17 protein-coding genes and 1 pseudogene are annotated in these 24,652 nt (G+C 72.3%); 10 read left to right on the top strand and 8 right to left on the bottom strand.

Annotation, left to right across the window (positions count from 1 at the left end; genetic code table 11):
- Positions 1-13 precede the first annotated feature (13 nt).
- From IO24_RS45265 to eccB, 5 genes are all read right to left on the bottom strand, one after another.
- On the bottom strand, positions 14-1,711 hold the full coding sequence (locus IO24_RS45265) for a hypothetical protein (protein ID WP_157851285.1): 1,698 nt from the start codon (positions 1,709-1,711) through the stop codon (positions 14-16).
- The gene (locus tag IO24_RS0123165; RefSeq protein ID WP_037668218.1) at positions 1,711-2,163 is read right to left on the bottom strand and encodes a hypothetical protein; all 453 of its coding nucleotides are present in this window, start codon (positions 2,161-2,163) and stop codon (positions 1,711-1,713) included. Before IO24_RS0123165 ends, IO24_RS45265 begins: the two co-directional genes overlap by 1 nt.
- A gap of 163 nt (positions 2,164-2,326) precedes the next feature.
- On the bottom strand, positions 2,327-2,938 hold the full coding sequence (locus tag IO24_RS0123160; RefSeq protein WP_031138365.1) for a hypothetical protein: 612 nt from the start codon (positions 2,936-2,938) through the stop codon (positions 2,327-2,329).
- Positions 2,926-4,197 carry a type VII secretion-associated serine protease mycosin gene (mycP, locus tag IO24_RS0123155; protein WP_031138363.1) on the bottom strand — a complete coding sequence of 424 codons (1,272 nt, stop codon included), beginning with the start codon at positions 4,195-4,197 and terminating at the stop codon, positions 2,926-2,928. Before mycP ends, IO24_RS0123160 begins: the two co-directional genes overlap by 13 nt.
- A gap of 11 nt (positions 4,198-4,208) precedes the next feature.
- Positions 4,209-5,735 (bottom strand): type VII secretion protein EccB, encoded by a 1,527-nt coding sequence (gene eccB / locus IO24_RS0123150; RefSeq protein WP_031138361.1) that lies wholly within the window; start codon positions 5,733-5,735, stop codon positions 4,209-4,211.
- A gap of 197 nt (positions 5,736-5,932) precedes the next feature.
- Here eccB and eccE point away from each other — a divergent pair, with 197 nt between their 5' ends.
- The 9 genes and pseudogenes from eccE (at position 5,933) to IO24_RS0123105 (ending at position 18,276) form a co-directional block, all read left to right on the top strand.
- Positions 5,933-7,249: a type VII secretion protein EccE gene (gene eccE / locus IO24_RS0123145; protein WP_078899365.1), complete on the top strand. Its 1,317-nt coding sequence runs from the start codon at positions 5,933-5,935 to the stop codon at positions 7,247-7,249.
- On the top strand, positions 7,246-8,034 hold the full coding sequence (locus IO24_RS0123140) for a hypothetical protein (protein WP_031138357.1): 789 nt from the start codon (positions 7,246-7,248) through the stop codon (positions 8,032-8,034). Before eccE ends, IO24_RS0123140 begins: the two co-directional genes overlap by 4 nt.
- Before the next feature lie 301 nt (positions 8,035-8,335).
- Positions 8,336-8,497 (top strand): annotated as a pseudogene (locus tag IO24_RS47855) (SCO5717 family growth-regulating ATPase); the annotation flags it as partial.
- A 1,110-nt stretch (positions 8,498-9,607) separates the two neighbouring features.
- Positions 9,608-12,097 carry a MinD/ParA family ATP-binding protein gene (locus IO24_RS0123130; RefSeq protein ID WP_476718215.1) on the top strand — a complete coding sequence of 830 codons (2,490 nt, stop codon included), beginning with the start codon at positions 9,608-9,610 and terminating at the stop codon, positions 12,095-12,097.
- 296 nt (positions 12,098-12,393) lie between these two features.
- Positions 12,394-14,247 carry an ABC transporter substrate-binding protein gene (locus IO24_RS0123125; RefSeq protein WP_031138353.1) on the top strand — a complete coding sequence of 618 codons (1,854 nt, stop codon included), beginning with the start codon at positions 12,394-12,396 and terminating at the stop codon, positions 14,245-14,247.
- 18 nt (positions 14,248-14,265) lie between these two features.
- Positions 14,266-15,315, top strand: coding sequence for an ABC transporter permease (locus IO24_RS0123120; protein WP_031138351.1), 1,050 nt, complete (start codon positions 14,266-14,268; stop codon positions 15,313-15,315).
- A complete protein-coding gene (locus tag IO24_RS0123115; protein WP_031138349.1) occupies positions 15,312-16,229 on the top strand; it encodes an ABC transporter permease in 918 nt (305 codons plus the stop codon). Before IO24_RS0123120 ends, IO24_RS0123115 begins: the two co-directional genes overlap by 4 nt.
- Positions 16,226-17,278 (top strand): ABC transporter ATP-binding protein, encoded by a 1,053-nt coding sequence (locus IO24_RS0123110; RefSeq protein ID WP_031138347.1) that lies wholly within the window; start codon positions 16,226-16,228, stop codon positions 17,276-17,278. The genes IO24_RS0123115 and IO24_RS0123110 overlap by 4 nt, the downstream gene beginning before the upstream one ends.
- Complete coding sequence (locus tag IO24_RS0123105) at positions 17,275-18,276, top strand: oligopeptide/dipeptide ABC transporter ATP-binding protein (RefSeq protein ID WP_031138344.1); 1,002 nt, start codon at positions 17,275-17,277, stop codon at positions 18,274-18,276. The genes IO24_RS0123110 and IO24_RS0123105 overlap by 4 nt, the downstream gene beginning before the upstream one ends.
- Before the next feature lie 26 nt (positions 18,277-18,302).
- Here the strand turns inward: IO24_RS0123105 and IO24_RS0123100 are convergent, their stop codons facing one another.
- Positions 18,303-19,013: an NAD(P)-dependent oxidoreductase gene (locus IO24_RS0123100; RefSeq protein ID WP_031138342.1), complete on the bottom strand. Its 711-nt coding sequence runs from the start codon at positions 19,011-19,013 to the stop codon at positions 18,303-18,305.
- Positions 19,014-19,121: 108 nt separating this feature from the next.
- Here IO24_RS0123100 and IO24_RS0123095 point away from each other — a divergent pair, with 108 nt between their 5' ends.
- Entirely contained in the window at positions 19,122-19,799 is a 678-nt protein-coding gene (locus IO24_RS0123095; RefSeq protein ID WP_031138340.1) for a TetR/AcrR family transcriptional regulator, read from the top strand.
- A 25-nt stretch (positions 19,800-19,824) separates the two neighbouring features.
- Here IO24_RS0123095 and IO24_RS0123090 read toward each other — a convergent pair whose 3' ends face one another.
- Entirely contained in the window at positions 19,825-20,781 is a 957-nt protein-coding gene (locus IO24_RS0123090) for a bifunctional riboflavin kinase/FAD synthetase (protein WP_031138338.1), read from the bottom strand.
- A 169-nt stretch (positions 20,782-20,950) separates the two neighbouring features.
- Positions 20,951-24,568: a trypsin-like peptidase domain-containing protein gene (locus IO24_RS0123085; protein WP_031138336.1), complete on the bottom strand. Its 3,618-nt coding sequence runs from the start codon at positions 24,566-24,568 to the stop codon at positions 20,951-20,953.
- Between the last annotated feature and the right edge of the window lie 84 nt (positions 24,569-24,652).

Genomic DNA, 24,652 nt, shown 5'->3' with positions numbered 1-24,652 from the left:
TCCTCGCTCGCGTTCAGTCAGCCGCAGGCGGCGCGTTGCGTCGCTGATTCCCAGGTTGGGGATCGTCCTCACGGTCATCACGGCGGTTGTTTCGCAGATTCCCAATCGGACCTCGTTGGACTCCAGCACTGCCCCTGCCGAGACCATTCCGCCCTGCCCTGGCTCGCCCCTTGGGGGCACCGACAATTCCATCGGGATTACCTGCGGCGGGGCGCGCAGTCTGCCCCGGACGAGCATCAGACGTGGTGGTCGGCGCTCCGATGACTCCCCGTTGCCCGATCTGGCTTGCAGGCGTACGGGAACCGGTGTTGCCCTCGGAGCCTACGACCGTGCCACGGGGAACTCGGGAACTGGTCGACCTTGGAGTAGGACCAATAGTGGGCCGTCCTCCGACAACACCATTGCCGCGCGCCGCCCCTGTCGAACCTGTGCCGTCGGTTCGGCTGTTCGCCGTTCCTCCGATGGGGCGAGGCGTTCCGCCCGAAACACCTCGCCCCAAGGGAGAGCCGCCTGCCGGTACGCCACCGCCTCGTACCCCCGGCTGCCCCGGAGCGGCGACACGTCCCACCGGGCCCGTGCTGCCGCGCCCGGCCGCGGTGCCGCCGGACGTGCCTGCTTGTCCCTGTGCTGAGATCGGGGGCCTAGTTCCGTTCGTTCCCCTGATTCCTGACGCACGGCCGGTCTGCCCACCACGGACGGGAGAAACCGGTCCGGTGGCGACGGGAAAGGCCGTCCCTCCGTTGACACCGCCTGAGCTGGTAACCGGAGGCACCGAATTCGTCGCCGGCCTTGCGGCTTCCTGGGGCGACAGAGTGCCAACGCTGTCGATCTTAGTGCCGACGTTCCGCTCTGACGTGATGGGCGAGTCATCCACCTGCTTGAGCGGCGGGGTAATGTCTCCTGAACGTGAGTGGCTCGACGCCGTGCTCGACGAGTCCTGGCCGGCCACCACTGACTCACGAACAGTCCCGAGTGCCCCGTTCCCTTGCACTTCATCGCCCGTGATGATGGGGGTTGCGTAATCCGGCTGCGGCTTAGGCACCCCCACATCCGGCATAGGCTCGAACGTCGGCGGCTCCTGTGCCGCCATGATCTCTTCCGACACCGCGTAGAAGGACGCCAGCCGGTTCATCTGGTTGATCGCCTCTTGGCGGTCCTTCTCGGCCTTGACCGCAGCCGCGTACTCCGCGTTGCTTTCGATTTGCTTGGGCGTCGGAATGTCCTCGACCGCCTTGGGGTCCTCTCGGGTGTCGCGCGGCGGCATGGCGCTGCGGACGGAGGCGAGGCCCGTGGCCGCTGCCGTGATCTGGGTGCCGGCGGCGTCGGCGAAGGCTGCGAGTTTGCGGGCGTGGATGACGAGATTGGCGCCCCACTTGCGGAAAGCCTCGCCCGACTCGCCCTCCCAATCAACCCGGGTGATGTGACCTTCGAGTTCCTCGGCGGCGTCTTCGATGGCGGTCTGGGCGTTCAGCAGGGCAGTGCCCGCGAGTTCCAAGTCCTCCGGTTTCGCGGACTCGACCATGTCGATCATGGCGTTCAGGGCGTGGCCCTCGAAGTTCGTCTTGCCGAAGACACGGGGAACCTTCCAGCCGAAGGGGAGGAGCTGGGCTACCCCCGTCGCACCGCTCACCATGTCGATGACGTTGACCTGCGCCGCGGCCTGCTCCCTCTCCGCCTGGTGCGGTACCGGGTGTTCCTGCTCTTCGCTCATCAGTACAGGTCACCTGCCTGGTCGTCATCAGAACGTTCCGGCGCGGACTCGCCCTGCTTCTCCGCCTCCGCCGCTGCCCTCTCCTGCTTCGCTTCAAGGTGCTGACGGCCGATATCAGCCGTGATCTCCCAGAACCGCCGCCGCTCCTCCTCGTCGATGTTGCTGAAGTTGCCGCTCGCGCCCATGACGGCGATCTGCATCGCCTCGATCTGGTGGCCCAGGTTCTTGGAGAGTGCGGTGAGACGTTCGTGGACGCGCTCGTACTGGCTGTGGAGGCCCTTGGCCTCGGCGAAGCCGCCCGAGCCGCTGAAAGAGGCCTGGGAGAGGGCGTGCGCCGCGATCTTCTGCGGGCTGCCGGGTGAGCCCTCGAATGTGGAGAGCACGGCATCGACACGCTTCTTGAAGGTTCCCAGTGCCTCCAAGCCGACTTTGAAACCCTCCGCAGGCAGCATGCCTTCCCTCCCCGTTCCCCGTTGATAAAGTCGTTGAGCGGTGCACAGGTGTTGAACCGATCGGCACACTCGGTGACCACTGTAGTCATCGTGTGAGACGCGGCCAACTGAACTTCGTGGTATGTGAGTTACCAGGGGGACCAGTCCCGGCCGAGCCGCGAAGTCAGCAACCCCCCTCATGCGTCGTCACCGCGAAGTCGTACGAAGGGACCGTCACCGTCCCCTCACCTCCCGCGATTCCCGGCGGCTCATAGTCCCCGTCCTTCGACCGGGTGCGTGTGACCTGCATGCAGAAGGCCGAGTCGGCGCCCGTGACCGTGTAGTGCACCTCGGAAGCGGTGTTCGGGGCGGCGGGCGTCGCGGTCACGCCGTACTGCGGGGCGTCGCCGCCGCCGTGCTCGACGACCTCTTGCTCGATTTTTGTCGCGTACTCGTCGATCCAGCCGGTGTCGTTGTCCCCGGCATAGATCTCGCCGAAACCGGAACTGCCGTCCAGGGCGTCCGTGGCGCCCTGGACCGCGGTCGTCAACTCGGTGTCGTCCCAGGTCGTGTCATCGGAGACTCGGAAGCCCTGGACACACAGGTAGATGCCGACGCCGGCCAGGGCGACGAGCGCGACGCGAGCGGCGATGAAAGAGGCGTCGGACAGTTCTTCTGCCGACGGATTGATGCCGGCGCGCCATGCCCGGACGCGGTCCGCCTTGACGCAGGCCATGGCCAGCAGCACGGCGGACAGGATGAGGCCGAGGACATTCAGTTCGGTCAGCGCGTCCATGATCCGCCCGCCACCCGTCGCTTCTGCCTGCGCCGCGCGTCCCGGAGCGCCACCGCCGTGCCGCCCATCCCCGCGACGAGGACCACCGCGCCCACGGCCACGTAGGTGGCGAGGCGGGCGTTGCGTTCCTCGGCGGTTTCGCCGGTCTGGAACTCGGCCGGGGTGGGGGCTTCGGGTTTGCCCAGGCCTGCTTGGGGGTTTGGGGACTCTATGGGGTGTTCGTCCTGTGTCAGGGCTCGTACGGGGTCGACCACTCCCCATCCGACCAGACGGTCGTGGCCCGCGGTGGTGCGCTCCGCGGTCTGTTCGATCTGGGCGACGATCTGCCGGGCCGTCCAGTCGCGGTGTTTCGCCTTGATCAGCGCCGCGAGGCCGGCGACGTACGGCGCCGAGAAGCTCGTACCGTTGTCGGAGCAGTGGCCGCCCTTGGGGACGGTGGAGATCATGTCGACACCGGGGGCCGCGACGCCGACGAACTCGCCGGACTGGGAGAAGGCGGCGCGCTCGTTGTTGCGGTCCGAGGCGGCGACGGCGAGGACGCCCTCGTAGGAAGCCGGGTAGGTCTCCTTGACGTTGCCGCCGAGGCCGTCGTTGCCTGCCGAGGCCACGACCACGATCCTCTTGTTCAGGGCCTGGTCGATCGCCAGCTTCAGATCGGACGTCGACGTCATCGGCCTTGTGGTGTCCTGGGAGATGTTGATGACGTCGGCCCCGGCCTGGACGGCGTAGCGGATCGCGGCGGTCAGGGTGCCGACGTCGCCGTTGCCCTCCGCGTCGTTCTGCTGGATGGGGATGATCGTCGCATCGGGGGCCAGGCCCACGAAGCCGGTGCCCTTGACGGGCCGGGCCGCGATGATGCCGGCGACCTTGGTGCCGTGGCCGACCGTGTCCGTGGTGCCGTTCTCCTTGCCCCGCTCGATCGGGTTGCCGTCGTCGTCCTTGAGGTTCTTGGGCAGGAAATTGCGGCCGCTCTTCACGTCGACGGCGTCGGTGAGTTGGGGATTCGTCACGTCGACGCCGGTGTCGATCACCGCGACCCGCATGCCCTTGCCCGTGGACTGGCTCCACAGCTCGTCCAGGAGGACGCGCTGCAGGGACCAGGGGCGGCCCGGGTACTTGCCGTTGGGGAACGCGCACTGGTCCGAGTACGGCAGGTCGGCCGCCGTCGCCGGGGGCGCGAGGACGACGGGGACGGTCGTGAGCAGGGTCGCCGCCGTCACCGCGGTCGCCCTGCGGAGGAAGGAGGGCACGTGTGGCATGGCCGGCCCCCTCAGGAACCCTGCGGCTGGCGTGCCGCCGTTGTCGACAGGCGTGGGCCGGTGGGCAGGAACTCCGACCAGGCGACGGGGATCGGCGCGGGGTCCACGTCCTTGTAGCCGAGCCGGGTCTGGGCCTGTTGGGCCTCCTGCTGGGCCTGCCGGCGGTCCTTGGCCGTCGTGCCGATGCCGGCGTCGTCCGCGCCGCTGTCGGCGTTGGACTGCAGGACGTAGCGCAGGCCGGTGTCGGTGACGAGGAAGACGGGGCCGGCCTTGGTCTCCCTGCCCTGGAACTGGCGGTAGAGCTGGCCGGAGCCGGGCGTGACGTAGGCGCTGGAGGAGCCGGTGGGGAGCTTGGCCGGGAAATCCGTGCCCGCCCAGGTGCTGAGGGTCGTGGCGCCCGAGCCGGCGTCGACGCCGCGCAGGACGTTGCAGACGGTGCCGCGGCTTCCTGCGGTGCCGGAGGCATCGTTGACGGGCTGGGGGTCCTCGGTGGGCCAGCGGTGCTCGGTGCCGAACGGCTTGCCGGGGACGATCGCACCCGGGCTCATGTCCTTGGCTGCACCGGCCTGGCCGAGGGAGGCCAGGTCCTCGCTGAACAGCAGGAGTTGGGCGACGAAGGCCGAGACGGGGGCGACCCGGCCGGGCAACACCACGTAGTACTGGTCGCTGTTGAGGTCGGACGCCTTGAGAACCATGCCGACCTTGTCGGTCTTGTCGTCCAGTTGACCTGGGGCGTCGGCAGCGACACCGATCTGGTCGGGGATCTTCGGGAAGGAGATCGGGTCGCCGGTGTGCAGGGTCTCCAGCCACTCGTCGGAGACCTTCTGCGGCTTGCGTCCGGAGCCGACGACGGCGCGCAGCAGCAGTTCGTTGCTCTTGTCGATGGGGTACGAGCGTCCGCTCGCGTCCACCACGTAGTGCTTCCCGTCCGGGGCCACGACGTAGAGCAGTTGCCCGCCCGTCAGTTTCTCGCCCTTGCCCTCGGTCGCCTTCAAGTCGCGGGAGGCGAGGACCAGTGCGGCCTTCTGGATGGACTCGCCGCCCGTGCTGCGGCGTTCGCAGACCGCCCAGCGCTTCTCGCCGCCCGCCTCGGACGCCGAGGGGAGCCGGTCGGGCGCGTACGGGATGCCGATGGTGGCCCCGTGGGGGATCTTGCCGTTGTCGAGGACGGACTCGGCGACGGTCACCACATCGCCCTGGCCTTCGTTGAGGAGCAGCTTCGCGGAGGCCATGTTGAGGACCGGGTGCAGCTGGACCTGTTTGCCGGTCTTCAGGACGACGTAGCGCGTGGTCGAGTCGCTCGCGACGATCACCTTGGCGTTGGGCTCGTCCCAGCCCTTGGGTGCGGTGGGCTTGAACATGCCCCAGGCCCCGAAGACGGCCATGACGACCACAGCCACGATGGCGCCGGGGATGACCGCGCGCAGTGGACGGGGCGCCCCCTCCTCCGAACCGTCGGGCGACGACTGCAGGAAGGCCGCGAGCATGCGGCGCTTCGCGAAGGTGTAGGCATTGAGCTGGTCGCGCCGAGATGCCATCTCTGCTTGTCTCTCCCCGTGTTCAGATGTGCCGCGCTCGCCTGGTGTGTCATGCCGACCGTTCCGGTGTCAGAGCGGCCCCCTACTATGCCTGGTATCCGCGGGGACTTGTGGAGCGGGTAGGGTGCCCGGGCCTTCAGGGCATGGTGCGGTGCTGAAACAGCAGTGAGTTGTCAGCAGAACGGGGGGATGGAGTGATGGCTTCCGGAACGCGCGCCCGGTCCCGTGACCGATCGCGGACACGGGGTGCTTCGGCGTCCGGGCAGGGACCGGCGCGGCGGCCGGCCTCGCCGGGCGTACTCCACTCCAGGGTGCGTTCGGGTCAGGTCGGGGCATTCCGGTTGCAACGCCTTGTCCTGTTCGAGGTCGCGGCGGCCATCCTGCTCGTCGGATGGCTGATCGATCCCGTGGCCGTGGTGCCTGCGGCTGTCCTCGCCGGCTGTCTGGTGCTGCTCTCCTTCCTCCGTCGCCGGGGGCGTTCCCTGCCCGAGTGGCTGGCCACGGCTCAGGCGTTGCGTGCACGGCAGCGGCGGGCCGCGAGTACGCCGATACCGGAGGGCACGGAGCCGGGGCTGGCGCCGGCCGTGGAGTGCGACCCGAGTCTGCGGACGTACACGTACACCGGCCGCGACCGCCGGCCCGTCGGAATCGTCGGGGACGGTACGTTCGTCACCGCGGTCCTGCATGTCGAGGCCGACGCCACCGCGCTGCGGGCCGAGCGGAACAAGCAGCCGTTGCCGCTCTCTCTGGTGCACGACGCCTTGGAGGTGGACGGGATCCGGCTGGAGTCGGCGCAGGTCGTGCTCCACACCCAGCCCGCGCCCGCGATCCATCTGCCCCGGCAGTCCGTGGCCGTCGCCAACTACGCGCCCCTGCAGGAGCAGACGGGTGCGCCGGCCGTACGCATCACGTGGATCGCGTTGAAGCTCGATCCGGAGCTGTGCGCGGAAGCGGTGGCCGCGCGTGGGGGCGGCCTGGTCGGAGCGCAGAAGTGCGTCGTGCGTGCCGCCGATCATCTCGCGAGCCGGCTCACCGGATCCGGATTCCGGGCGACCCTCCTCGACGAGGAGCAGTTGATCTCCGCCATCGCCACGTCGGCCTGCGCCAACCCGCTCGTGACGGCGGAGGCCGGGCGGACGGACACGCGTGAGCGTCGGACCGAGGAGTCGGGCCGGAACTGGCGCTGCGACAACCGCAGACACACCACGTACTGGATCCGTCGGTGGCCCGCCCTGGGCGGGGAGAGGGCGCCGTCGCTGCCGCAGCTCGTCGCCCTGGTCACGGCCGTTCCCACCCTCGCCACCACCTTCAGCCTCACGCTCAGGCGGGGGGAGCGGAAGGAGGTGTCCGTCTGCGGGCACCTTCGGGTGACCGGGCGCAGCGACGACGAACTCGTCGCCGCCCGGCGCGCGGTGCAGGCTGCGGCCCGGCACACGGGCATGGGGCTCTCCCGGCTCGACCGGGAACAGGTACCCGGCATGCTCGCCACTCTGCCCCTCGGAGGTGTCCGGTGACGGCGACGACCCCGCGCGTAGGACAGGCGGCGGCCACCGGACGGGTCGAGCCGCAGACCTCTGCCCCCGAGCGGGCGCGTGAACTGCTGCGCCGCGGCTTCGGGTTGATCGGCCCGAGACACCCGCGGCACTCCGTGACCGTCGACCAACTGGACACCCTTGCCCTTCCCGTCGCCGACGACGGCGTCGTCATCGGTGTGGACGCGGAGAACCGGCCCGCGGTACTCGGGCTCAATCGGCCGCTGCCGTACGACGTCGTACTCATCGGCGGGTTGTGGACCGTGCAGGTCATCGCGCTCAGGGCGGCGGCAACGGGGACGCGGGTCGCCGTGGAGACGGCGCGGGCGCAGGTCTGGATGCCGATGGTGCACGCCATGGGGGGCGGTCAGAACGGGATGGCCGTGTACGACGTCGGGCGGGTGCCGCCGCTGGGTGCCTCAGCCGGCACGCCGGTGCTGGTGGTGCGGGACTGCGGAATGCGGCCACCTCGCGGTCGCGTGGTCTCCGGGCCCTGGCAGTCGGTGCTGACCCTGTTGCCGTACGTCAGCCCGGTCGCTCCGCGGCTCGTGCGGCAGGCGCGGCTGGTCGGGATTCAGAGGGTGTCGCCCGACGAGGCCACGGAACTGGGCCGCACGATGGCGCTCACCCGGGCCGAAATGGACTCCCTGCCGGGGCTCTCCGACGGTCTCACCCTGTGGTGTACCGACCGCGATCGGCAGTACGTGATGACACAGCCCACGGACGCGGAGACCGGGTTGTTGGGTACGCCACGTCGGATGGACTGACGGGCCTGGCGGGGAAACCGTTCGTAGCACCCGGTTTGTCAAGGGTTGCGTCGGCAATTACGTCGCATTTGCATGGTTTTCGAGGTCCGGCGTCGCTGTGGAGGGGCGGACGGGCCTGCCGGGCCGGGGCGTGTGGTGATTAGGCTGGGACAGGGCTCGGCGTCAGACCCCGTGGAGTGGGCGTCGGCGTCCCAGGGGCAAGCGGGGGAGCCTGTGCAGCGGACGACCTCGGACGACCTCGATACGCCTCAAACGACTTCACACGACGTCGGACGACAAGCAAGGGTCGCCCCAGCACGGCATGAGGGTGCTCGACCACACCAGGAGGAACACTGTGAGCAGCGATCGGGACGGGATCCGCGGGGGCTGGGCGACACCCGGCGATGACCAGCCCGACGCGGAGTCCGCAGCAGAGATGACGGGCGAGTTCACCATCGACTACGCGCCGCCCGCCTGGTACACGCAGAACGCCTCGGGCAGCGCGAGCTCCGGGCAAGGGGCTGAGGCGCGGCCGTCCGAGGAGTCCGGCACTCCGGGGACGTCCGGGGCTTCCGCGGGGCCGGGGGCTTCCGGTGCACCCGGCGGTTCCGGGGCTGCGGGGGCGCCCGGAGGTCCCGGGGCTGCGGGAACCCCCGGAGGTTCCGGGATGCCCAAGGGGCCGGTGCCGCCGCTGCCCGGACTCACCCCGCCGCCGCACGCCAACCCATCCGGTGGCCCTTCGTCCTTCCCGTCGTCCTTTCCGGGGCAGGCCTCTGCACCGGCTCCGGCGCCCGAAGCGCCCTTCACTCCCCCCGCGCCGCCGCCCGCTCCTTTCACACCTCCCGCGCCCGCGCCGGATGCGCCCTTCGCACCGCCGGCAGCGCCCGCGCCTTCTTCCGAAGGTCCTTCGGCCGTGCCCAAGCTTCCGATGGGAAGCGGGTTCGAGCCCCAGGGGTCACATCCGGGGGCTCAGCCCCAGGGGCAGCCCGAGGCGCCCGCGGGGGACGCGTCCTCGCCTTCGGCCGTGCCGAACATCCCCGCGGGTGGGTACCAGGCGCAGTGGACGCCGCCTGCTCCGCCGGAGGCGGCTCCCGCCACGCCGGAGGTTCCGGCTGATCCTCCCGCTCCCCCGGCCGCTTCCCCTGCCGTCGCTCCCCCCGGTGAGGAAGCGGAGCCGGCGAACGGCGACTTGGAGAGCGGCGCCACCATGCGCTTCTCCGCCGTCGCCCTGAAGCGGGAGATCGCGGAGCGTGCCGCCGCGGAGGCGGTTGCCACGCCCGGCACTCCCGACGCCTCCGCCGCCCCCGACATGGCCGGCAGCGGTGCCCGTACCGATGAGGCGGAGGACGACGGCCCCGGCGTGGAGGCCGGCGACGCCTCCGCTGCGGTCTCGGAGTACGCGCTGGACGCGGACGCCTTCGCCGACGTACCGCCGGCCGACGAGTCCGAGTCGGAGAACACGCGGCCGGAAGCCGAGGACGTGGCATCCGGCGTCCTGGAGCCGCAGGTCGCGGCGCCCGAGGACGCCCCGTCCGAAGAGACCGATGTCCAGGCCCCCGCGCCCGACGACGCCGGGGCCGAGGACGCCGGATCCATGGACATCAAGGCGGAGGACGCCGAATCCGAGAAGGCCAGGGCAGAGGAGGCCAAGGCAGAGGACGTCCAGCCCGAGGCAACCCAGCCGGAGGCTGACCGGCCGGTGGGCTCCGTACCGGCCGGGGCTGAGCACGAGGACGCAGGGGCGGTTGCTGCCGAGCCGACCGACGCGTCCCCCGCTGACCCCGCCTCCGGGGAGAGCGGGCCCGAGGACGTCGTATCCGCCGCCCCTGCCTTCCCCGGGGCGCCACAGAGCACGCTGTCCGACCCGACTCCCCCGGCCCCGCAGGCCGTGCCGCCGCTCCCGCCGTCGTACCAGCCGGCCGCCCCGGCTCCCGCGAGCCAGTGGCCCATCCAGCCGGAGCAGCAGCCGCAGGCACAGCACGCGGACCCCAACGTGCCGGCGCAGCCGCAGGCACAGGCTCAGCACCCGAACCCGAACGTCCCCGCGCAGCCGCAGGCAGCGCAGGGGCAGCCGCCGGTGCCGCCGCACCCCTCGGTACCGGCCCAGCAGCCGCCGTTCCAGCCGCAGGCGCCGCAGCCCGCGCCCGCCGCGTGGAACCAGCCGGCCGCGCCGAGCCAGCCGCCCGCCCAGCCCGCACCGCAGCCCGCACCGCAGCCCGCCTACGGCTTCCCGCACCCGGGCGCCCAGCCCCCGGCCGCGCCGAACGCCCAGGGCGGCTACGGCTTCCCCCACCCCGGCGCCCCCGCCCCAGCGGCACAGCCCCCGGCCGCGGACCAGCAGCCGGGCAGTCCGCCCGCGCCCCACGCGCAGGGCGGCTACGGCTTCCCCCAGCAGGGCGCCCCTGCTCCGGCACCCCAGCAGCCCCCGGCCGCCCCCGCGCCGGCCCCGCAGGACGGCTACGGCTTCCCGCACCCCGGCGCCCCCAACGCCCAGGGCGGCTACGGCTTCCCGCAGCCGCCTGCCCAGCAGGCCCAGCCCCACCCCGGCGTGCCCCCGCAGGCGCAGCCGCAGCCCGGGGCCCAGCCGCCGCACGCCGGGCAGCCCGACCAGTCGGGGCACCCGGGTCAGCCCGGGCATCCCGTGGATCCGCGTACCGGTGCCGCCTGGCCGCAGCCCATGCAGCACGACCAGCGGCAGCCGACCAACCCCGGGGCCGCGCCGCTCGGATACACCGCTGCCGTGGAGTTGTCGTCCGACCGGCTGCTCAACAGCAAGAAGCAGAAGACGAAGAGCAGCCGTCCGGCGGCCGGCGGCGGCCGGTTCAAGCTCGGTGGCAAGAAGGAGGAGGCCGAGCGGCAGCGGAAGCTGGATTTGATCCGCACGCCCGTGCTGTCCTGCTACCGGATCGCGGTGATCAGCCTCAAGGGCGGTGTCGGCAAGACGACGACCACCACCGCGCTCGGCGCGACGCTCGCCACCGAGCGGCAGGACAAGATCCTCGCGATCGACGCCAACCCGGACGCGGGCACCCTCGGGCGCCGTGTGCGGCGGGAGACCGGGGCCACCATCCGAGACCTCGTCCAGGCGATCCCGTACCTCAACTCGTACATGGACATCCGGCGGTTCACGTCCCAGGCGCCCTCCGGCCTGGAGATCATCGCCAACGACGTCGACCCGGCCGTGTCCACGACGTTCAACGACGAGGACTACCGGCGCGCGATCGACGTGCTGGGCAAGCAGTACCCGGTGATCCTCACCGACTCCGGTACCGGTCTGCTCTACAGCGCCATGCGCGGTGTGCTGGACCTCGCCGACCAGCTCATCATCATCTCGACGCCGTCCGTGGACGGTGCGAGCAGTGCGAGCACGACGCTGGACTGGCTGTCCGCGCACGGGTACGCCGATCTCGTCTCGCGGTCCCTCACCGTCATCTCCGGGGTCCGCGAGACCGGCAAGATGATCAAGGTCGAGGACATCGTGACGCACTTCGAGTCGCGCTGCCGGGGCGTCGTCGTCGTGCCGTTCGACGAGCATCTGGCCGCCGGTGCCGAGGTCGACCTCGACATGATGCGGCCGAAGGTGCGGGAGGCGTACTTCAACCTCGCGGCGATGGTCGCCGAGGATCTGGTCCGTCACCAGCAGTCGCACGGCCTGTGGACGTCCGACGGCAACCCGCCGCCGGTCGCGGCCCCGCCGCTGCCGGGCCAGCCCGGGCCCGGTCAGCCCTACGCCCAGCCGGGCCAGCCCCCGTACCCCGGGCAGCAGCAGCCGGCTCCCGGTCAGCAGGTCCCCGGCCAGCCGGGACCGTACCCGCAGCAGCCGCAACCACAGCCCGGCCAGCCGTACGCCCAGCCCGGGCAGCCGTATCCGCAGCCGGGCCGGCCTCCGGCCCAACCGGGTCAGCCGTACCCGCAGGCCGCGGGCCAGCCGCCCTACCCGCAACCGGGGCAGCAGCCCGGGCAGCCGTACCCCCAGCCGGGCCAGCCTCCGGCCGCTCCCCAGCAGCCGGGCTACGGCTATCCCCAGCCCGGTCAGCCGGGGCAGCCCGACGGACAGACCCCGCCGCCGCCTCCGACGCAGTAATCACCTCACTCGATCGGCCCTTTTTGAGGGACCGATCCCCGCCCGGCCCGCGCCGATCCGACTCGGCGCGGGCCTCGGCGCGTTCAGGGGCGAATTCCGTTGCCAGGCCCTGGCCAGGAGCGCGTCAGTGGTCTCGACCAATGGGGGTGAAAAGCTCGCCAATTCGTTATTTCCGCAGGCCACAAGGGGTGAACACGCCGTTGACGGGTGGAGACGGCCGCTGGTACACACACATCACACATCTGACAGCTGATCAACCCGTCCTTCCCGTCCGAGCGATGACGCGAGGTCCGACCATGGGCACGAACGATCAGAAACGCAGCCTCCCGCACGGCCTCCGGCTCGTCGCCCTGGCCGGGGCGGCCGCGCTCACCCTCACCGCCACTCTCGCGACCCCGCTCGACCCGGCGCCCCGGCAGGCCCGGGCGGCCGACGACGGCAAGAAGGTGCTGACCGTCGCCGTGGCGCAGAGCGTGGACTCGCTCAGCCCGTTCCTGGCGGTCCGGCTGCTCAGCACGAGCATTCACCGGCTCATGTACGAGTACCTGACCAACTACGACCCCAAGGACAACCACGCCATCCCGGGCCTGGCCACCAAGTGGGAGCCGTCGCCGGACAAGCTGACCTGGACGTACACGATCCGCTCCAACTCCGCGTGGTCGGACGGGCAGCAGGCCACCGCCCAGGACGCGGCGTGGACGTTCAACAAGATGATGACCGACTCCGGCGCGGCCACGGCGAACGGCAGCTACGTCGGGAACTTCCGGAGGGTGACGGCTCCGAGTCCCACCAAACTGGTCATCGAGCTGAAGAAACCGCAGGCCACGATGGCCGCGCTGGACGTGCCGATCGTGCCGAAGCACGTGTGGGAGAAGGTCTCGGACTTCTCCGAGTTCAACAACGACAAGAACTTCCCCGTCGTGGGGAACGGGCCGTTCGTGCTGAGCGGCTACAAGGCCGACAGTTACGTCCGGCTCAAGGCCAACAAGACCTTCTGGCGCGGGTCGCCGAAGTTCGACGAGCTGGTCTTCCGCTACTACAAGGACCAGGACGCGGCCGTCTCGGCGCTGCGCAAGGGCGAGGTGTCCTTCGTCGCCGGGTCCCCGTCCCTGACACCCGCTCAGGCGGAGTCCCTCAAGGGCGCGGACGACATCCAGGTCAACGACGCCCCCGGCCGCCGCTTCTACGCCCTCGCCACCAACCCGGGCGCGAAGGCGAAGAACGGCAAGAAGTTCGGCGACGGCCACCCCTCCCTGCTCGACCAGCGGGTGCGCAACGCGCTGTTCCGGGCGGTCGACCGCGAGGCCATCATCGACAAGGTGTTCCGGGGCCACGCCGTCGAGGGCGAGGGCTACCTCCCGCCGCGCTTCCAGGACTACTTCTGGAAGCCGTCCGCCGACCAGAAACTGGCGTACGACCCGGCCGAGGCGGCTCAGCTGCTCGACCGGGCGGGCTACAAGAAGAACGGCGACGGCAAGCGCGTCGGCAAGGACGGCAAGCCCATCACCTACCGCGTGCTGTGCCACGCCACCGACCCGAACGACAAAGCGGTCGGCAAGTACCTCCAGGAGTGGTGGGGCGAGCTCGGCATCGGCGTTCAGCTCAACTGCCTGGACAATGTGACCGACCCGTGGCTGGCCGGCAAGTACGACCTGGCGTTCGACGGCTGGTCGGTCAACCCCGACCCGGACTTCGTGCTGTCCATCCACACCTGCGGGGCGCTCCCGGCGACGCCCGAGGAGACGGGCGCGACGGACAACTTCATCTGCGACAAGAAGTACGACGAGCTCTACGCCCGGCAGCTGGCCGAGTACGACCCCGCCAAACGGGCGGACATCGTCAAGCAGATGGAGTCGCGGCTGTACGACCTCGGGTACATGAACGTCATGGCGTATCCGAACGCGGTCGAGGCCTTCCGGACGGACCAGATCAAGTCGATCACGACCATGCCGGCGAAGGCGGGCAACATCTACGGCCAGGACGGCTACTGGAGCTGGTGGTCGGCGGTCCCGGCCGATTCCGGCGGCACCTCCGACAACGCGTCGTCGACCGGGGTCGTGGTCGGCGTCGTCGCGGGTGTCGTGGTCCTGGCCGGGCTCGGCGCCTTCGCGGCGATGCGGCGGCGGGCCACCGCCGAGGAACGCGAGTAGAGCGGCGAGCGGGTACTCATGACCGCTGACGCGACCCCCGCGCTGGTCGAGGACAAGCAGCAGACCGCGGCCGGGCCGCGGGTACGCAAGGGCTCCGCGTACCCGCGGTACCTGGCCGGCAAGGTGGCCGGCGCCGCCGTATCGCTGCTCGCCGTGCTCGTGACCAGCTTCTTTCTGTTCCGGCTGATCCCGGGCGACCCGGTGAAGACCATGACGGGCGGCCGTCAGGTGTCGGCGGAGCAGCTGGCCGCCTATCGGGAGGAGTTCGGGCTCGACCTGCCGCTGTGGCGGCAGTTCACGGACTACTGCGGCAAAGCGCTCACGGGCGACTTCGGGACGTCGTACCAGTTCCGCGCCCCCGTCGTCGACAAGATCACCGAGGCGCTGCCGAACACCCTGCTGCTCACCGGGACCGCCTTCGTCCTCTACACCGTGCTCGGCATCTTCCTCGGCACCCGGTCGGCATGGCGGCGCGGCGGGCTCGGCGACCGCCTCAACACCGGCCTGGCGCTGACCCTGTACTCCATCCCGTCCTTCTGGCTGGGGCTGCTGCTGATCATCGTGCTGTCGGTGGGCATCGGCCCGCTCCCGGGGATGTTCCCGACCGGTGGCATGGAGTCGGGCGGCGAGGAGGGCTTCGCGTACGTCCTCGACGTGGCGCACCATCTGGTGCTGCCGGTGGTGACGCTGGTGGCCGTGGAGTACGGGCAGACGCTGCTGGTCACGCGGTCGGCACTGCTGGACGAGATGGGCAGCGACTATCTGACCACCGCGCGGGCCAAGGGACTGCGCGACGACCTCGTGCGCCGTCGGCACGCCGTGCCGAACGCGCTGCTGCCGACCGTGACGCTGATCTTCATCAACCTCGGCCGGACGGTGGCGGGCGTGATCCTCGTGGAGACGGTGTTCTCCTGGCCCGGCCTCGGCGGGCTGTTCTACCAGGCGCTGAGCGTGCCCGACCTGCCGCTCGTGCAGGGGCTGTTCTTCGTGTTCGCCGCCGCGGTGATCCTGATGAACACCCTCGCCGACCTGGTCTATCCGCTGCTTGACCCCCGGGTGGCCCGATGACAACGACGACGACCGGCCCGGGCCTGAGCCCGCGCGCCCTCGCCCGGCAGCGGCGCCGGGCGTCCGTCGCCCGCTTCTGGCGGCAGTACCGCTCCGAACGGGCGGGGCTGTACGGCCTGACCGCGCTCTCGCTGTGCGCGCTGCTGGCGCTGTTCGCACCGCTGTTCGTCGGCTCCGACGTGAGCAGCGTGACCGGCGCGCCGGGGCGTCCGATGCAGAGCCCGAGCTCCGAGTTCCCGCTCGGCACCGACCAGTTCGGTCGCGACCTGCTGGGCCTGGTGATCTGGGGTTCGCGGGTGTCGCTGCTGGTCGGGCTGCTCGCCGCCGTGCTGTCGGTGGCGATCGGCACCCTGATCGGGGTGACGGCGGGGCATTTCAAGGGCTGGTACGCGACGGTGATGATGCGGATCACCGACTGGTTCCTGGTCATGCCGACGCTGGTGCTGGCGATCGCCCTGGCGACCGTGATGTCCCGCTCGCTGACCACGACCGTCGTCGCGATCGGCGTGACCACCTGGCCGACCACGGCCCGGCTGGTGCGCGCCCAGACGCTCGCGGTGGAGACCCGGCCGTACATCGAGCGGGCGAAGGCGCTCGGCGGCGGCCACTGGCACATCATGTCCCGGCACGTGCTGCCCAATGTGATGCCGCTGGTGCTGGCGCAGACGACTCTGATCATCTCCTCGGCCATCCTCGCCGAGGCGACGCTGGCCTTCCTGGGCCTCGGCGATCCGACGGTCGTGTCGTGGGGCGGGCTGCTCCAGGACGCCCGTGAGGCGGGCGCGGTCAGTGCCGGGGACTGGTGGTACCTGGTGCCGCCGGGCATCGCCATCGCCGTGGTGGCGCTGGCGTTCACACTGTGCGGGCGGGCCGTGGAGTCCGTCCTCAACCCCAGGCTGGGGGTGTCGCGTTGAGTCTGCTCGACGTCAGGAACCTGACCGTGACCTACGCGGGCGGGGCGGCCGCCGTGCGCGGGGTGGACCTGCGTCTGGAGGCGGGGCAGAAGCTCGGCCTCGCCGGGGAGTCCGGCTGCGGCAAGTCCACGCTGGCGCTGGCCCTGCTGCGGCTGCTGCCGTCGGGCGCCCGGATCACCGGGGAGGTGCTCCTCGACGGCGAGGACGTGCTGACCATGAAGTGGGGCCGGGTCCGGGCGGTCCGCTGGGCCGGGGCCTCCGTCGTCTTCCAGGGCGCGATGCACTCCCTGAACGCCGTGCACCGCATCGGCGACCAGATCGCCGAGCCGATCCTGCTGCACAGGAAGGCCACCGCGGCCGGGGCGAAGAAGAAGACCGGCGAGCTGCTGGAGCAGGTCGGTCTGCCGGCCGCCCGGGCGGCCGCCTACCCGCACGAGCTGTCCGGCGGGCAGCGCCAGCGCGTCATGATCGCCATGGCGCTGGCCTGCGACCCTCGGCTGATCGTCGCCGACGAGCCGACCACCGCGCTCGACGTGATGATCCAGGCGCAGATCCTCCGGCTCATCGAACAGCTCGTCGCGGACCAGGACCTCGGACTGATCATGATCAGCCACGACCTGGCGGTCCTCGCCGACACCTGCGACCGGCTCGCCGTCATGTACGCGGGCCGGGTGGTCGAGGAGGGGCCGGCCGCCCAGGTGTACGAGGACGCCCGGCATCCGTACGCCAGGGCCCTGTCGGCCGCGTTCCCGCGCATCGGCGACCCGGCGTCCCGGTTCGCTCCGCGGGGACTCGCGGGCGACCCGCCGGACCCGGCCGCGTTGCCGTCCGGCTGCACGTTCCATCCCCGGTGTCCGGTGGCGCTGGAGTCGTGTGTCGAGGAGGACCCGGCGCTGCGCGAGGCGGGGCCGGAGCGGCGGGCGGCGTGTGTGCTGGTCGGCCTGCCGGGAGCGGAGCCCCGTGCGGCGGGCCGGGATCCGCAGGCCCGCGGTGAGCGGCCGGCCGGGGAACCGGAGGCCCTGGAGGAAGCGAGGCCCAGCACGCCATGACCACGTCCCCCACGGCCCCCGAGGTCACCACGGCCCCGCTGCTGAGCGCCCAGGGCCTCCACGTCACCTTCCCCGGCCGGCACGGCGGCCCCCGGGCCCGGGCGGTGGACGGCGTCGACCTCGACATCCGCCCCGGCGAGATCGTCGCGCTGGTCGGCGAGTCCGGCTGCGGCAAGACGACCCTGGCCCGTGGCCTGCTCGGTCTGGTCGAGCCGACGGCGGGCCGGGTCACGTTCGCCGGGCGCCCGCTGGACTACTCCGGCCGGTCCCTCAAGGCCTACCGCAAGCGCGTCCAGCTGGTCCTCCAGGACCCGAGCGGCTCCCTCAACCCCCGGCACACGGTGTACGACGCGGTCGCCGAGGGTCTGCGCATCCACCGCTACGGCGGTGACGAGCGCACAGCGGTCGCCGATGCCCTGTCCCGGGCCGGTCTGCGCCCCCCGGAGCGCTTCTTCCTGCGCTATCCGCACGAGTTGTCGGGCGGGCAGCGCCAGCGGGTCGTCATCGCCGGCGCGCTCGTTCTGGAACCCGAACTCCTCGTCGCCGACGAGCCGGTGGCGTCCCTCGACGCCTCGGTGCGCGGCGAGATCCTCGCCCTGCTGCTGCGGCTGCGCACCGAACTGGGCCTCTCGGCCCTGGTCGTCACGCACGACCTGGGCCTGGCCTGGAACATCGCCGACCGGGTCGCTGTGATGTACCTGGGCCGGATCGTGGAGACGGGCGCGGTGGAGCAGGTTCTGACGGCCCCTCGGCACCCGTACACCCAGGCACTGCTGTCCGTCCTCCCCGAGGCCCCGGGCGCCCCGGTGGTCCTCACGGGCGAGCCCCCGGACCCGTCCCGCGTCCCGTCGGGCTGCCGCTTCCACGCCCGCTGCCAGATCCTCGCGAGCGGCGAGGCGGAACGGGCGGGCGTCGCGGACGCGTGCCGGACCCAGGATCCGGAGATCCTCGACGGTGGCGGCACGGCCCAGGTGGCATGCCACTGGGCGACGCGCTGAAGGCGCGGCCGGACGGGACGGCCCTGCTAGGTGTGAGACTCCCCGGCGTGGGCGAGGGCGCTGGGGGTGCGGCAGCCGACGATCGCCGGGGCCTCCTGGACGAGCGTGTCGTCGGTGAGCGCTTCCACCATGAACAGGGCGAAGTCCACCCGCCGCGTCAGGTTGCTGGCCAGTACCGGGTCGCCCACGTGCCGGCTCCACACGGGCAGGCCCTGGCTCTCGCCCTCCTCCAGGGAGCTGCCGCGCACCACGGTCCACCGGGTGTCGCCGGCGAACACCCGCCGGCATGCCTCGACCTGGTCGTCGAGTTCGACGGCGCGGACCAGCTTGGCCAGCACGGTGGCGATCCGGACGCCCAGGGTGAACAGCCGTGAGTACGTGTCTTTGCCGTCGCGGGTGATGTGCCAGCCGCAGGAGAAGACCAGGCGCGCGCCCGGCCGCGCGTGGTCGAGCACCGCCTGGGCCGTGCCCGACGCGTACTGCCGTACACCCCACGGCACCAGCACCGTCAGCACCCCGTCGCACCCGGCGACGGCCCGCCGGATCACCTCCGGGTCGTTCGTGTCTCCGGGGACGACGGTGATCCGGCCTTCGAACGCGGCCAGCTTCGGCACACTGCGTTCCCGGCACACCCCGACCACCTCATAGCCGCGCTCCAGCGCGTGCCGGACCATGTACTGCCCGAGCTTCCCCGAGGCCCCGATGACGCAGACCTTCTGCACGCGTTCCGTGTCCATGGCGCAGCCCCCTTCGCCGGGATGCCTACCTTATGTTGTAAGGCAAGCTAGCCTTATGCTGTAAGGCGGTCAAGGGGAGTACACGACGGAAGCGGGCAGGAGGGCCGGATGGGCGCGGGAAACAAGGGCCGGCGGGGGGCGTCGGCACGCACCCCGCTCAGTCGCGAGCGCGTGATCCGCACGGCGGTGGCGGTGGCGGACGAGAAGGGGGCGAACGCGCTCACCATGCGGGCCATCGCCGAACCACTCGGCGTCGAGGCGATGTCGCTCTACCACCACGTCGCGGGCCGGGAGGACATCCTCGACGGCATGGTGGACGCGGTGTTCGGCGAGATCGACCTACCGCCGCGCGACACGGACTGGAAGAGTGCTCTGCGCCACCGCGCGGACTCCGCCCGTGCCGTCCTGCGGCGCCACCCCTGGGCCGTCGGCCTCATGGACTCCCGCTCCCAGCCCGGCCCGGCGACCCTGCGCCATCACGACGCCGTCATCGGAACGCTGCGCGCCGGCGGATTCTCCGTCCCCATGACCGCGCACGCCGTCTCGCTGATCGACAGCTATCTGTACGGGTTCGTGCTCCAGGAGCTGAGCCTGCCGTTCAGAGGCGCCGCCGAGCTGGACGAGGTGGCGGGCGCCATCGTGCGCGACATGCCCGCCGACACCTACCCCCACCTCACCGAACTGGCCGCCGAACACGTCCTCAAGCCCGGCTACGACTACGCCGACGAGTTCGCCTTCGGTCTCGCCCTCATCCTCGACGCCCTCCACCCGGACGAGGCCGCGTAACGAGTACGCGGAGGTGCCAGGGAGGTCAGGCGGACCGCTCGGCCGCCGCCACCAGTTCCCGGCAGCGCTTGACGTCCTCGGCCATCTGCTCCAGCAGCGCGTCCAGCGTGTCGAACCTGGCCTGCCCCCGTACGAACGACAGGAAGTCGACGGCGACATGGAGGCCGTACAGGTCGAGCCCCACCCGGTCGATGGCGTACGCCTCCACCGTGCGCTCGGTCCCCTCGAACTGCGGATTCGTCCCCACGGAGATCGCGGCCGGCATCGCTTCGCCCTGGGTGTGCAGCCAGCCGGCGTACACCCCGTCGGCCGGGATGGCGGTGTGCGGCAGCGTCTCGACGTTGGCCGTGGGGAAGCCCATTTCGCGCCCGCGCTGGGCACCTCGGACGACGACGCCCTCGACCCGGTGCGGACGGCCCAGGATCTCGGCCGCGCCCGTGACGTCGCCCTCGGCGACCAGTCGCCGTGTCAGCGTGGAGGAGAACGGCTCGCCGCCGCCCGCCTCGCCGGTCACGTACAGGTCGACGACCTCGACCTCGAAGTCGTAGGTCTTGCCCTGCGTGGACAGGAACTCCACGTTCCCGGCGGCCTTGTGGCCGAAGCGGAAGTTGGGGCCCTCGACGACCGCCTTGGCGTGCAGCTTGTCGACCAGGACCTTGACGACGAAGTCGGCCGGGGACAGCTTCGAGAACTCGGTCGTGAAGGGGAGGATGAGCACCGCGTCCACGCCCAGGCCGGCCATGAGTTCGGCGCGGCGGTGGTGCGGGGCGAGCAGCGGCGGGTGGCTGCCGGGGCGGACGACCTCGCTGGGGTGCGGGTCGAAGGTGACGACGACGGCGGGCACGCCCAGCTCCCGGGCGCGGTCCACGGCATGCCGGATGATCAGCTGGTGCCCGCGGTGCACTCCATCGTAGGAGCCGATGGTGACGACGCTGCGCCCCCAGTCCTGGGGGATGTCCTCCAAGCCACGCCAGCGCTGCACTGTGCCTGCTCCTTGTCGAAAGCTCGTCGAACCCGTGTCCGGTCGGTTGTCCGTGATTGCCTCGTGCGCAGGACTAAGGGTGCCATGCCGGGTGCCCCCTGCCCGCATCGGCATGGGGGCTGTGACAGGGCGCACGACACCGTGTTGCGCCCGGGGCCCGGCAGGCCGGTCACACGGGGACGCCCGCGCCGGCCAGGTTCTCGATCATCCGGTGGGAACTCGGCCCGACCAGCGCCGCCCACTCCTCGGGCGCGTCGGCCAGCCAGGCGGCCGCGCGGGCGGCGAAGCCGGGCACGTGCCGGCCCAGGTCGACCAGGGCCCGGTCAAAGCGGGTGGCGCCCTCCGGGGTGCGCACGAGGAGCAGTCCGATGCGGTGGACGAGGTCGCGCAGGTCGTCACCGCCGTTGCGGGCGGCGGCGTGCAGCAGTGCGTCCAGGACGTCGGTGTCGTGCTCGCGGGACAGGAGCGCGTCGCGCAGTTCGCGGCGCAGCGGACGCGAGGCGGGGATGCCGGGCGGGGTGAGGACGGCGGCGAGGGCGCAGCGCAGCCGCACCGGGCCGTCCTCCAGCAGGCCGGTGACCAGCGGCAGGAGCACGGGCCGGGCGGCGGTGCCCCGGTCGAGCCGCTGGTCAGCGTACGCGGCCACCTGCCCGGCGAGTTCCGGCCGCAGTCGAGCCGCCCGGCACACCAGCGCGGCGACCCGCCGGGCCAGGCCGGGCGGGGTGGCGTCGGCGAGTGCCCGCAGCGCCTCCTCCGGATCCGGCCGCTCCAGCCGGGCCGCGAAGGCCCCGAGGACCGGCTCGGGGTCGGTCAGGAGGGCGCCGGCCAGCGCGTCCGGCGAGAACCGAGGGTCGCCCGCCGCGAAGTACTCCAGCGCCCGCGAGAGGTAGCGGGAGCGGGTGTGCGGGTCCTGGACGAGGAGGGCGAGTGCGCCACCGTGCAGGGCGTGGTCCGCGGGGCGGGCGAGCACGGTGAGGGCCGCGTAGCGCAGGAGGGCGCGGTCGCCTCCGGTGCTCACGTGCGGCGCGACCCGCAGTCCGTGCGCCACCGCGGCGCTGCGCCGCGCGGGCCGCTCGTCGCGCGCCCACCGGTCGACGGCCCGGCACACCGCCGACGGCTCCTCCTCGGCCAGCACGGCGAGGAGTTCGTCGGCCCGACGGTGCTCGCGGTCGACGAGCACGTCGGCCAGATCGTCCGGGGCAGCGTGGCGGTGGGTGTGCAGCAGCGCCTGCGCGGCCGTGGCCACGGTCGCGTGCGGGGTGGCGGGCAGCGGCTGCTCGTCGTCGAACCAGCGGGCGAGCTGCGGTTGCACGGCGGTGGGGTCGGCGGCGAGGAGTCCGGCGACGGCGTCCAGGAAACGGGGTCCGGCCTCGCAAGGCGGCCCGTCGGCGTGGACCAGCCGCCGCAGCAGGGCGCAGCGTGCCTCCTCCGGGAGCCGTACGCCGGTCCAGAAGCCGGGCCCGACCTCCTGCGGCACGGGCCGCTCCTGCCGCCGCCAGGCCACGATCCGGTCGGCGAGCAGCCGCAGCACTGCGGTGTACGGCGTCGCGTCGGGCAGGGCCGACAGCGTTCCGGCGAGCAGCCGGGCGGCCCACCAGGAACGTGGATCGGCGTCCAGGGCGTGCACCAGGTCCGCCAGGCGGGAGGCCAGCCGACCGGCGCCGTGCTGGCGGGCGAGGTACAGCAGGGCCTGGACGACCGGCCCGATGCGGTGGTGCGGCACGGGGGCGGGCTGCGTGTCATCGCCGCGGTGGACGAGGGCCTGCAGCGCCTCGTCGAGGTCGAGGTGCGTGCCCTGGAGCCAGTCGGCGAGCCCTTCGTGCGCGAAGCGGTAGCCGGGTCCGGCGGGCACGAGCAGGCCCTCGGCGAGCACGGCCGGCGCCCAGCCCGAGCAGCCGCCGAGCCGCGCCGGGGCGGCCCCCCAGGGGAACACCGCCTCGAACGACTCCCGGTCCAGGTCTCCCGGCCCCGGGCCGAGGCTGCGCCGGGCGGCCTCGTGCACCTGCCCGGCGACCCGGGCGGCGAGTCGGCGGACGGCCGTGCCGTGCAGGCCGTTGCCGGCGGCCAGCCGCTCGGCGACGCGCAGGCACATCAGGTCCAGGTAGGCCGCGAAGACGTCGTTCCGGTCGGCCGCGGCCGCCTCCAGGGGGTGCCCGCGAAGTCCCGCCGTCCGCCCGGAGGTCGGACCCTGCGGCGTCATGGGGGTACCCCCTGCTCGAGCGGAGTCGAGAGCCTGGGGCAGCGTGCCCTCGGCGTGCCGGGCGGGCGCCCGCGTACTGGTCCCCGGGCGTTCGCCCGGTGCGGCGAGAGGGCGTGCCGGGCGAGGCCGGGCAGGCGGGACTTCGCGGACACCGCCCAGGGGCCCGGTGACGGCCGCCCGGACCTCGGCGAGCAGACCGAGGGTGAGGGGATGCCGGGCGTCGGCCGGGACGAGAGCACCATCGGGGATGCCGTGGCTCCGGCACGCCTCCCGGGCCTCGTCCTCGGTGAAGTCGCCGAGACGCACGCACCGCTCCGCCGGGAAGGACGCGGTCTCCCAGTACTCCGTCCGGCACGCCACCACCAGCCGGGCTCCCGACTCCCGCAGCCACCGCGTGGTCCCGTCCGTCCAGTCGGTCAGACGGCGGGCCAGAGCCGGTGGCATCTCCTCGGGGCCGTCGAGAAGGAGCAGCAGAGGGCGGCCCAGGGCGTGGGCGAGCCGGGCGAGGCGCTCGGGCGTGGTGTCGCCCAGGTCTGCCCGGGCGGAGGCGGCGGCCACGGCGGGAGCAGCCCGGTCCAGCGCCCGGCGGGCCGCGTCCGCCACCGACCTGTCGCCGTCCCGTAGTTCACAGCCGCGCAGCCACAGCGTGGGCTGCCCGTCCCGCCGGCGCCGCGCGGCGAGCGCCGCGAGTTCCGTCGTACGGCCGCTGCCCGGTGGTCCGACGAGGCCGAGCACGGTCGCCGGGCCTCCCGTGAACGCGGCGAACTCGGCCGCCACGGCCACCCGTTCGACCGGGTGCGGGACACCGGTACCGCCGGGCGGGCCGTCCAGTCCCACCGATGTACCGGTCAGCTCCAGCACCCCGGCCAGATTGAGGTCCGCGCCGTAGGCGGGGACCGTCGCCGAGTTCTCGGCGAGCAGTCCGGCGAGCGGGCCCCCCGCTCCGGCGACCCGCGCATGCAGCGGTACGGCGAACCCGACGTCGCGGTGATCGGAGCTGAGGGCGGTGCCGAGCACCCCCACCACCGCGCCGGTCACGGCGTCGAGCACGGGCCCGCCGGCCGCTCCGCCGCCCAGCCGCAGCGCGTCCCGCCCAGCCGTGCCGACCGCCAGTTCCAGCGCGTCGTCGAGGCGGTGGAAGCGGTCCGTGGCCGCGTAGGTCACGGGGGTCGAGCCCAGCACCCGCGCCTCGCGCCAGCCGCCGGCGGCGATCCGCACATAGGCGCCGGTTTCGGCCCCGCCGCGCACGGTGACGGGCAGCGGCGGCACGCCGAGCCCCTCGGTCCGTACGAGGGCCAGGTCCAGCGCGGGCAGCGGGGTGACCGCGTCGGCGGCCACCACCCGGCGGCGGTCCCCGGCGCCGTACAGGACGAGCCGGGGCAGGCCGTCGACGGCCTCGTGGCTGGTGATCAGCGTGCCGTGGTGGTCGGCCAGGAAGCCGGTGCCGCGGGGGCGGCCGGCCGGATCGTGAATACGGACGAGGGCGTCGCCGGGGATCGCCGAGTCCTCGTGCCCTGCTGTTCCGGGGCGGTCCGGGGAGCCTTGTGGGCTGTCGTCCGCTTCCCGGGACCGGTTCCGCGACGCCATCGTCGAGCCTCCCCGCCGTACACCCGTGCCCTCGTGTTCGACAGTACGGGCGGGATGATCAGCGGGACAGAGCGCTCTGCGAAA

The sequence above is a fragment of the Streptomyces flavovariabilis genome, from assembly GCF_000725785.1.
Taxonomy (GTDB): Bacteria; Actinomycetota; Actinomycetes; order Streptomycetales; family Streptomycetaceae; genus Streptomyces; species Streptomyces hawaiiensis.
This window is presented reverse-complemented; position numbering and strand designations above follow the sequence as displayed.

Bases quoted from the DNA above. Each gene is read 5' to 3' on its own strand.
- IO24_RS0123120 (WP_031138351.1), top strand. From the start codon at position 14,266: ATGACCGCTGACGCGACCCCCGCGCTGGTCGAGGACAAGCAGCAGACC.
- IO24_RS0123165 (WP_037668218.1), bottom strand. From the start codon at position 2,163: ATGCTGCCTGCGGAGGGTTTCAAAGTCGGCTTGGAGGCACTGGGAACC.
- IO24_RS0123100 (WP_031138342.1), bottom strand. From the start codon at position 19,013: ATGGACACGGAACGCGTGCAGAAGGTCTGCGTCATCGGGGCCTCGGGG.
- eccE (WP_078899365.1), top strand. From the start codon at position 5,933: ATGGCTTCCGGAACGCGCGCCCGGTCCCGTGACCGATCGCGGACACGG.
- IO24_RS0123085 (WP_031138336.1), bottom strand. From the start codon at position 24,568: ATGGCGTCGCGGAACCGGTCCCGGGAAGCGGACGACAGCCCACAAGGC.
- IO24_RS0123160 (WP_031138365.1), bottom strand. From the start codon at position 2,938: ATGGACGCGCTGACCGAACTGAATGTCCTCGGCCTCATCCTGTCCGCC.
- IO24_RS0123105 (WP_031138344.1), top strand. From the start codon at position 17,275: ATGACCACGTCCCCCACGGCCCCCGAGGTCACCACGGCCCCGCTGCTG.
- IO24_RS0123125 (WP_031138353.1), top strand. From the start codon at position 12,394: ATGGGCACGAACGATCAGAAACGCAGCCTCCCGCACGGCCTCCGGCTC.
- eccB (WP_031138361.1), bottom strand. From the start codon at position 5,735: ATGGCATCTCGGCGCGACCAGCTCAATGCCTACACCTTCGCGAAGCGC.
- IO24_RS0123115 (WP_031138349.1), top strand. From the start codon at position 15,312: ATGACAACGACGACGACCGGCCCGGGCCTGAGCCCGCGCGCCCTCGCC.
- IO24_RS45265 (WP_157851285.1), bottom strand. From the start codon at position 1,711: ATGAGCGAAGAGCAGGAACACCCGGTACCGCACCAGGCGGAGAGGGAG.
- IO24_RS0123095 (WP_031138340.1), top strand. From the start codon at position 19,122: ATGGGCGCGGGAAACAAGGGCCGGCGGGGGGCGTCGGCACGCACCCCG.
- mycP (WP_031138363.1), bottom strand. From the start codon at position 4,197: ATGCCACACGTGCCCTCCTTCCTCCGCAGGGCGACCGCGGTGACGGCG.
- IO24_RS0123130 (WP_476718215.1), top strand. From the start codon at position 9,608: ATGGACATCAAGGCGGAGGACGCCGAATCCGAGAAGGCCAGGGCAGAG.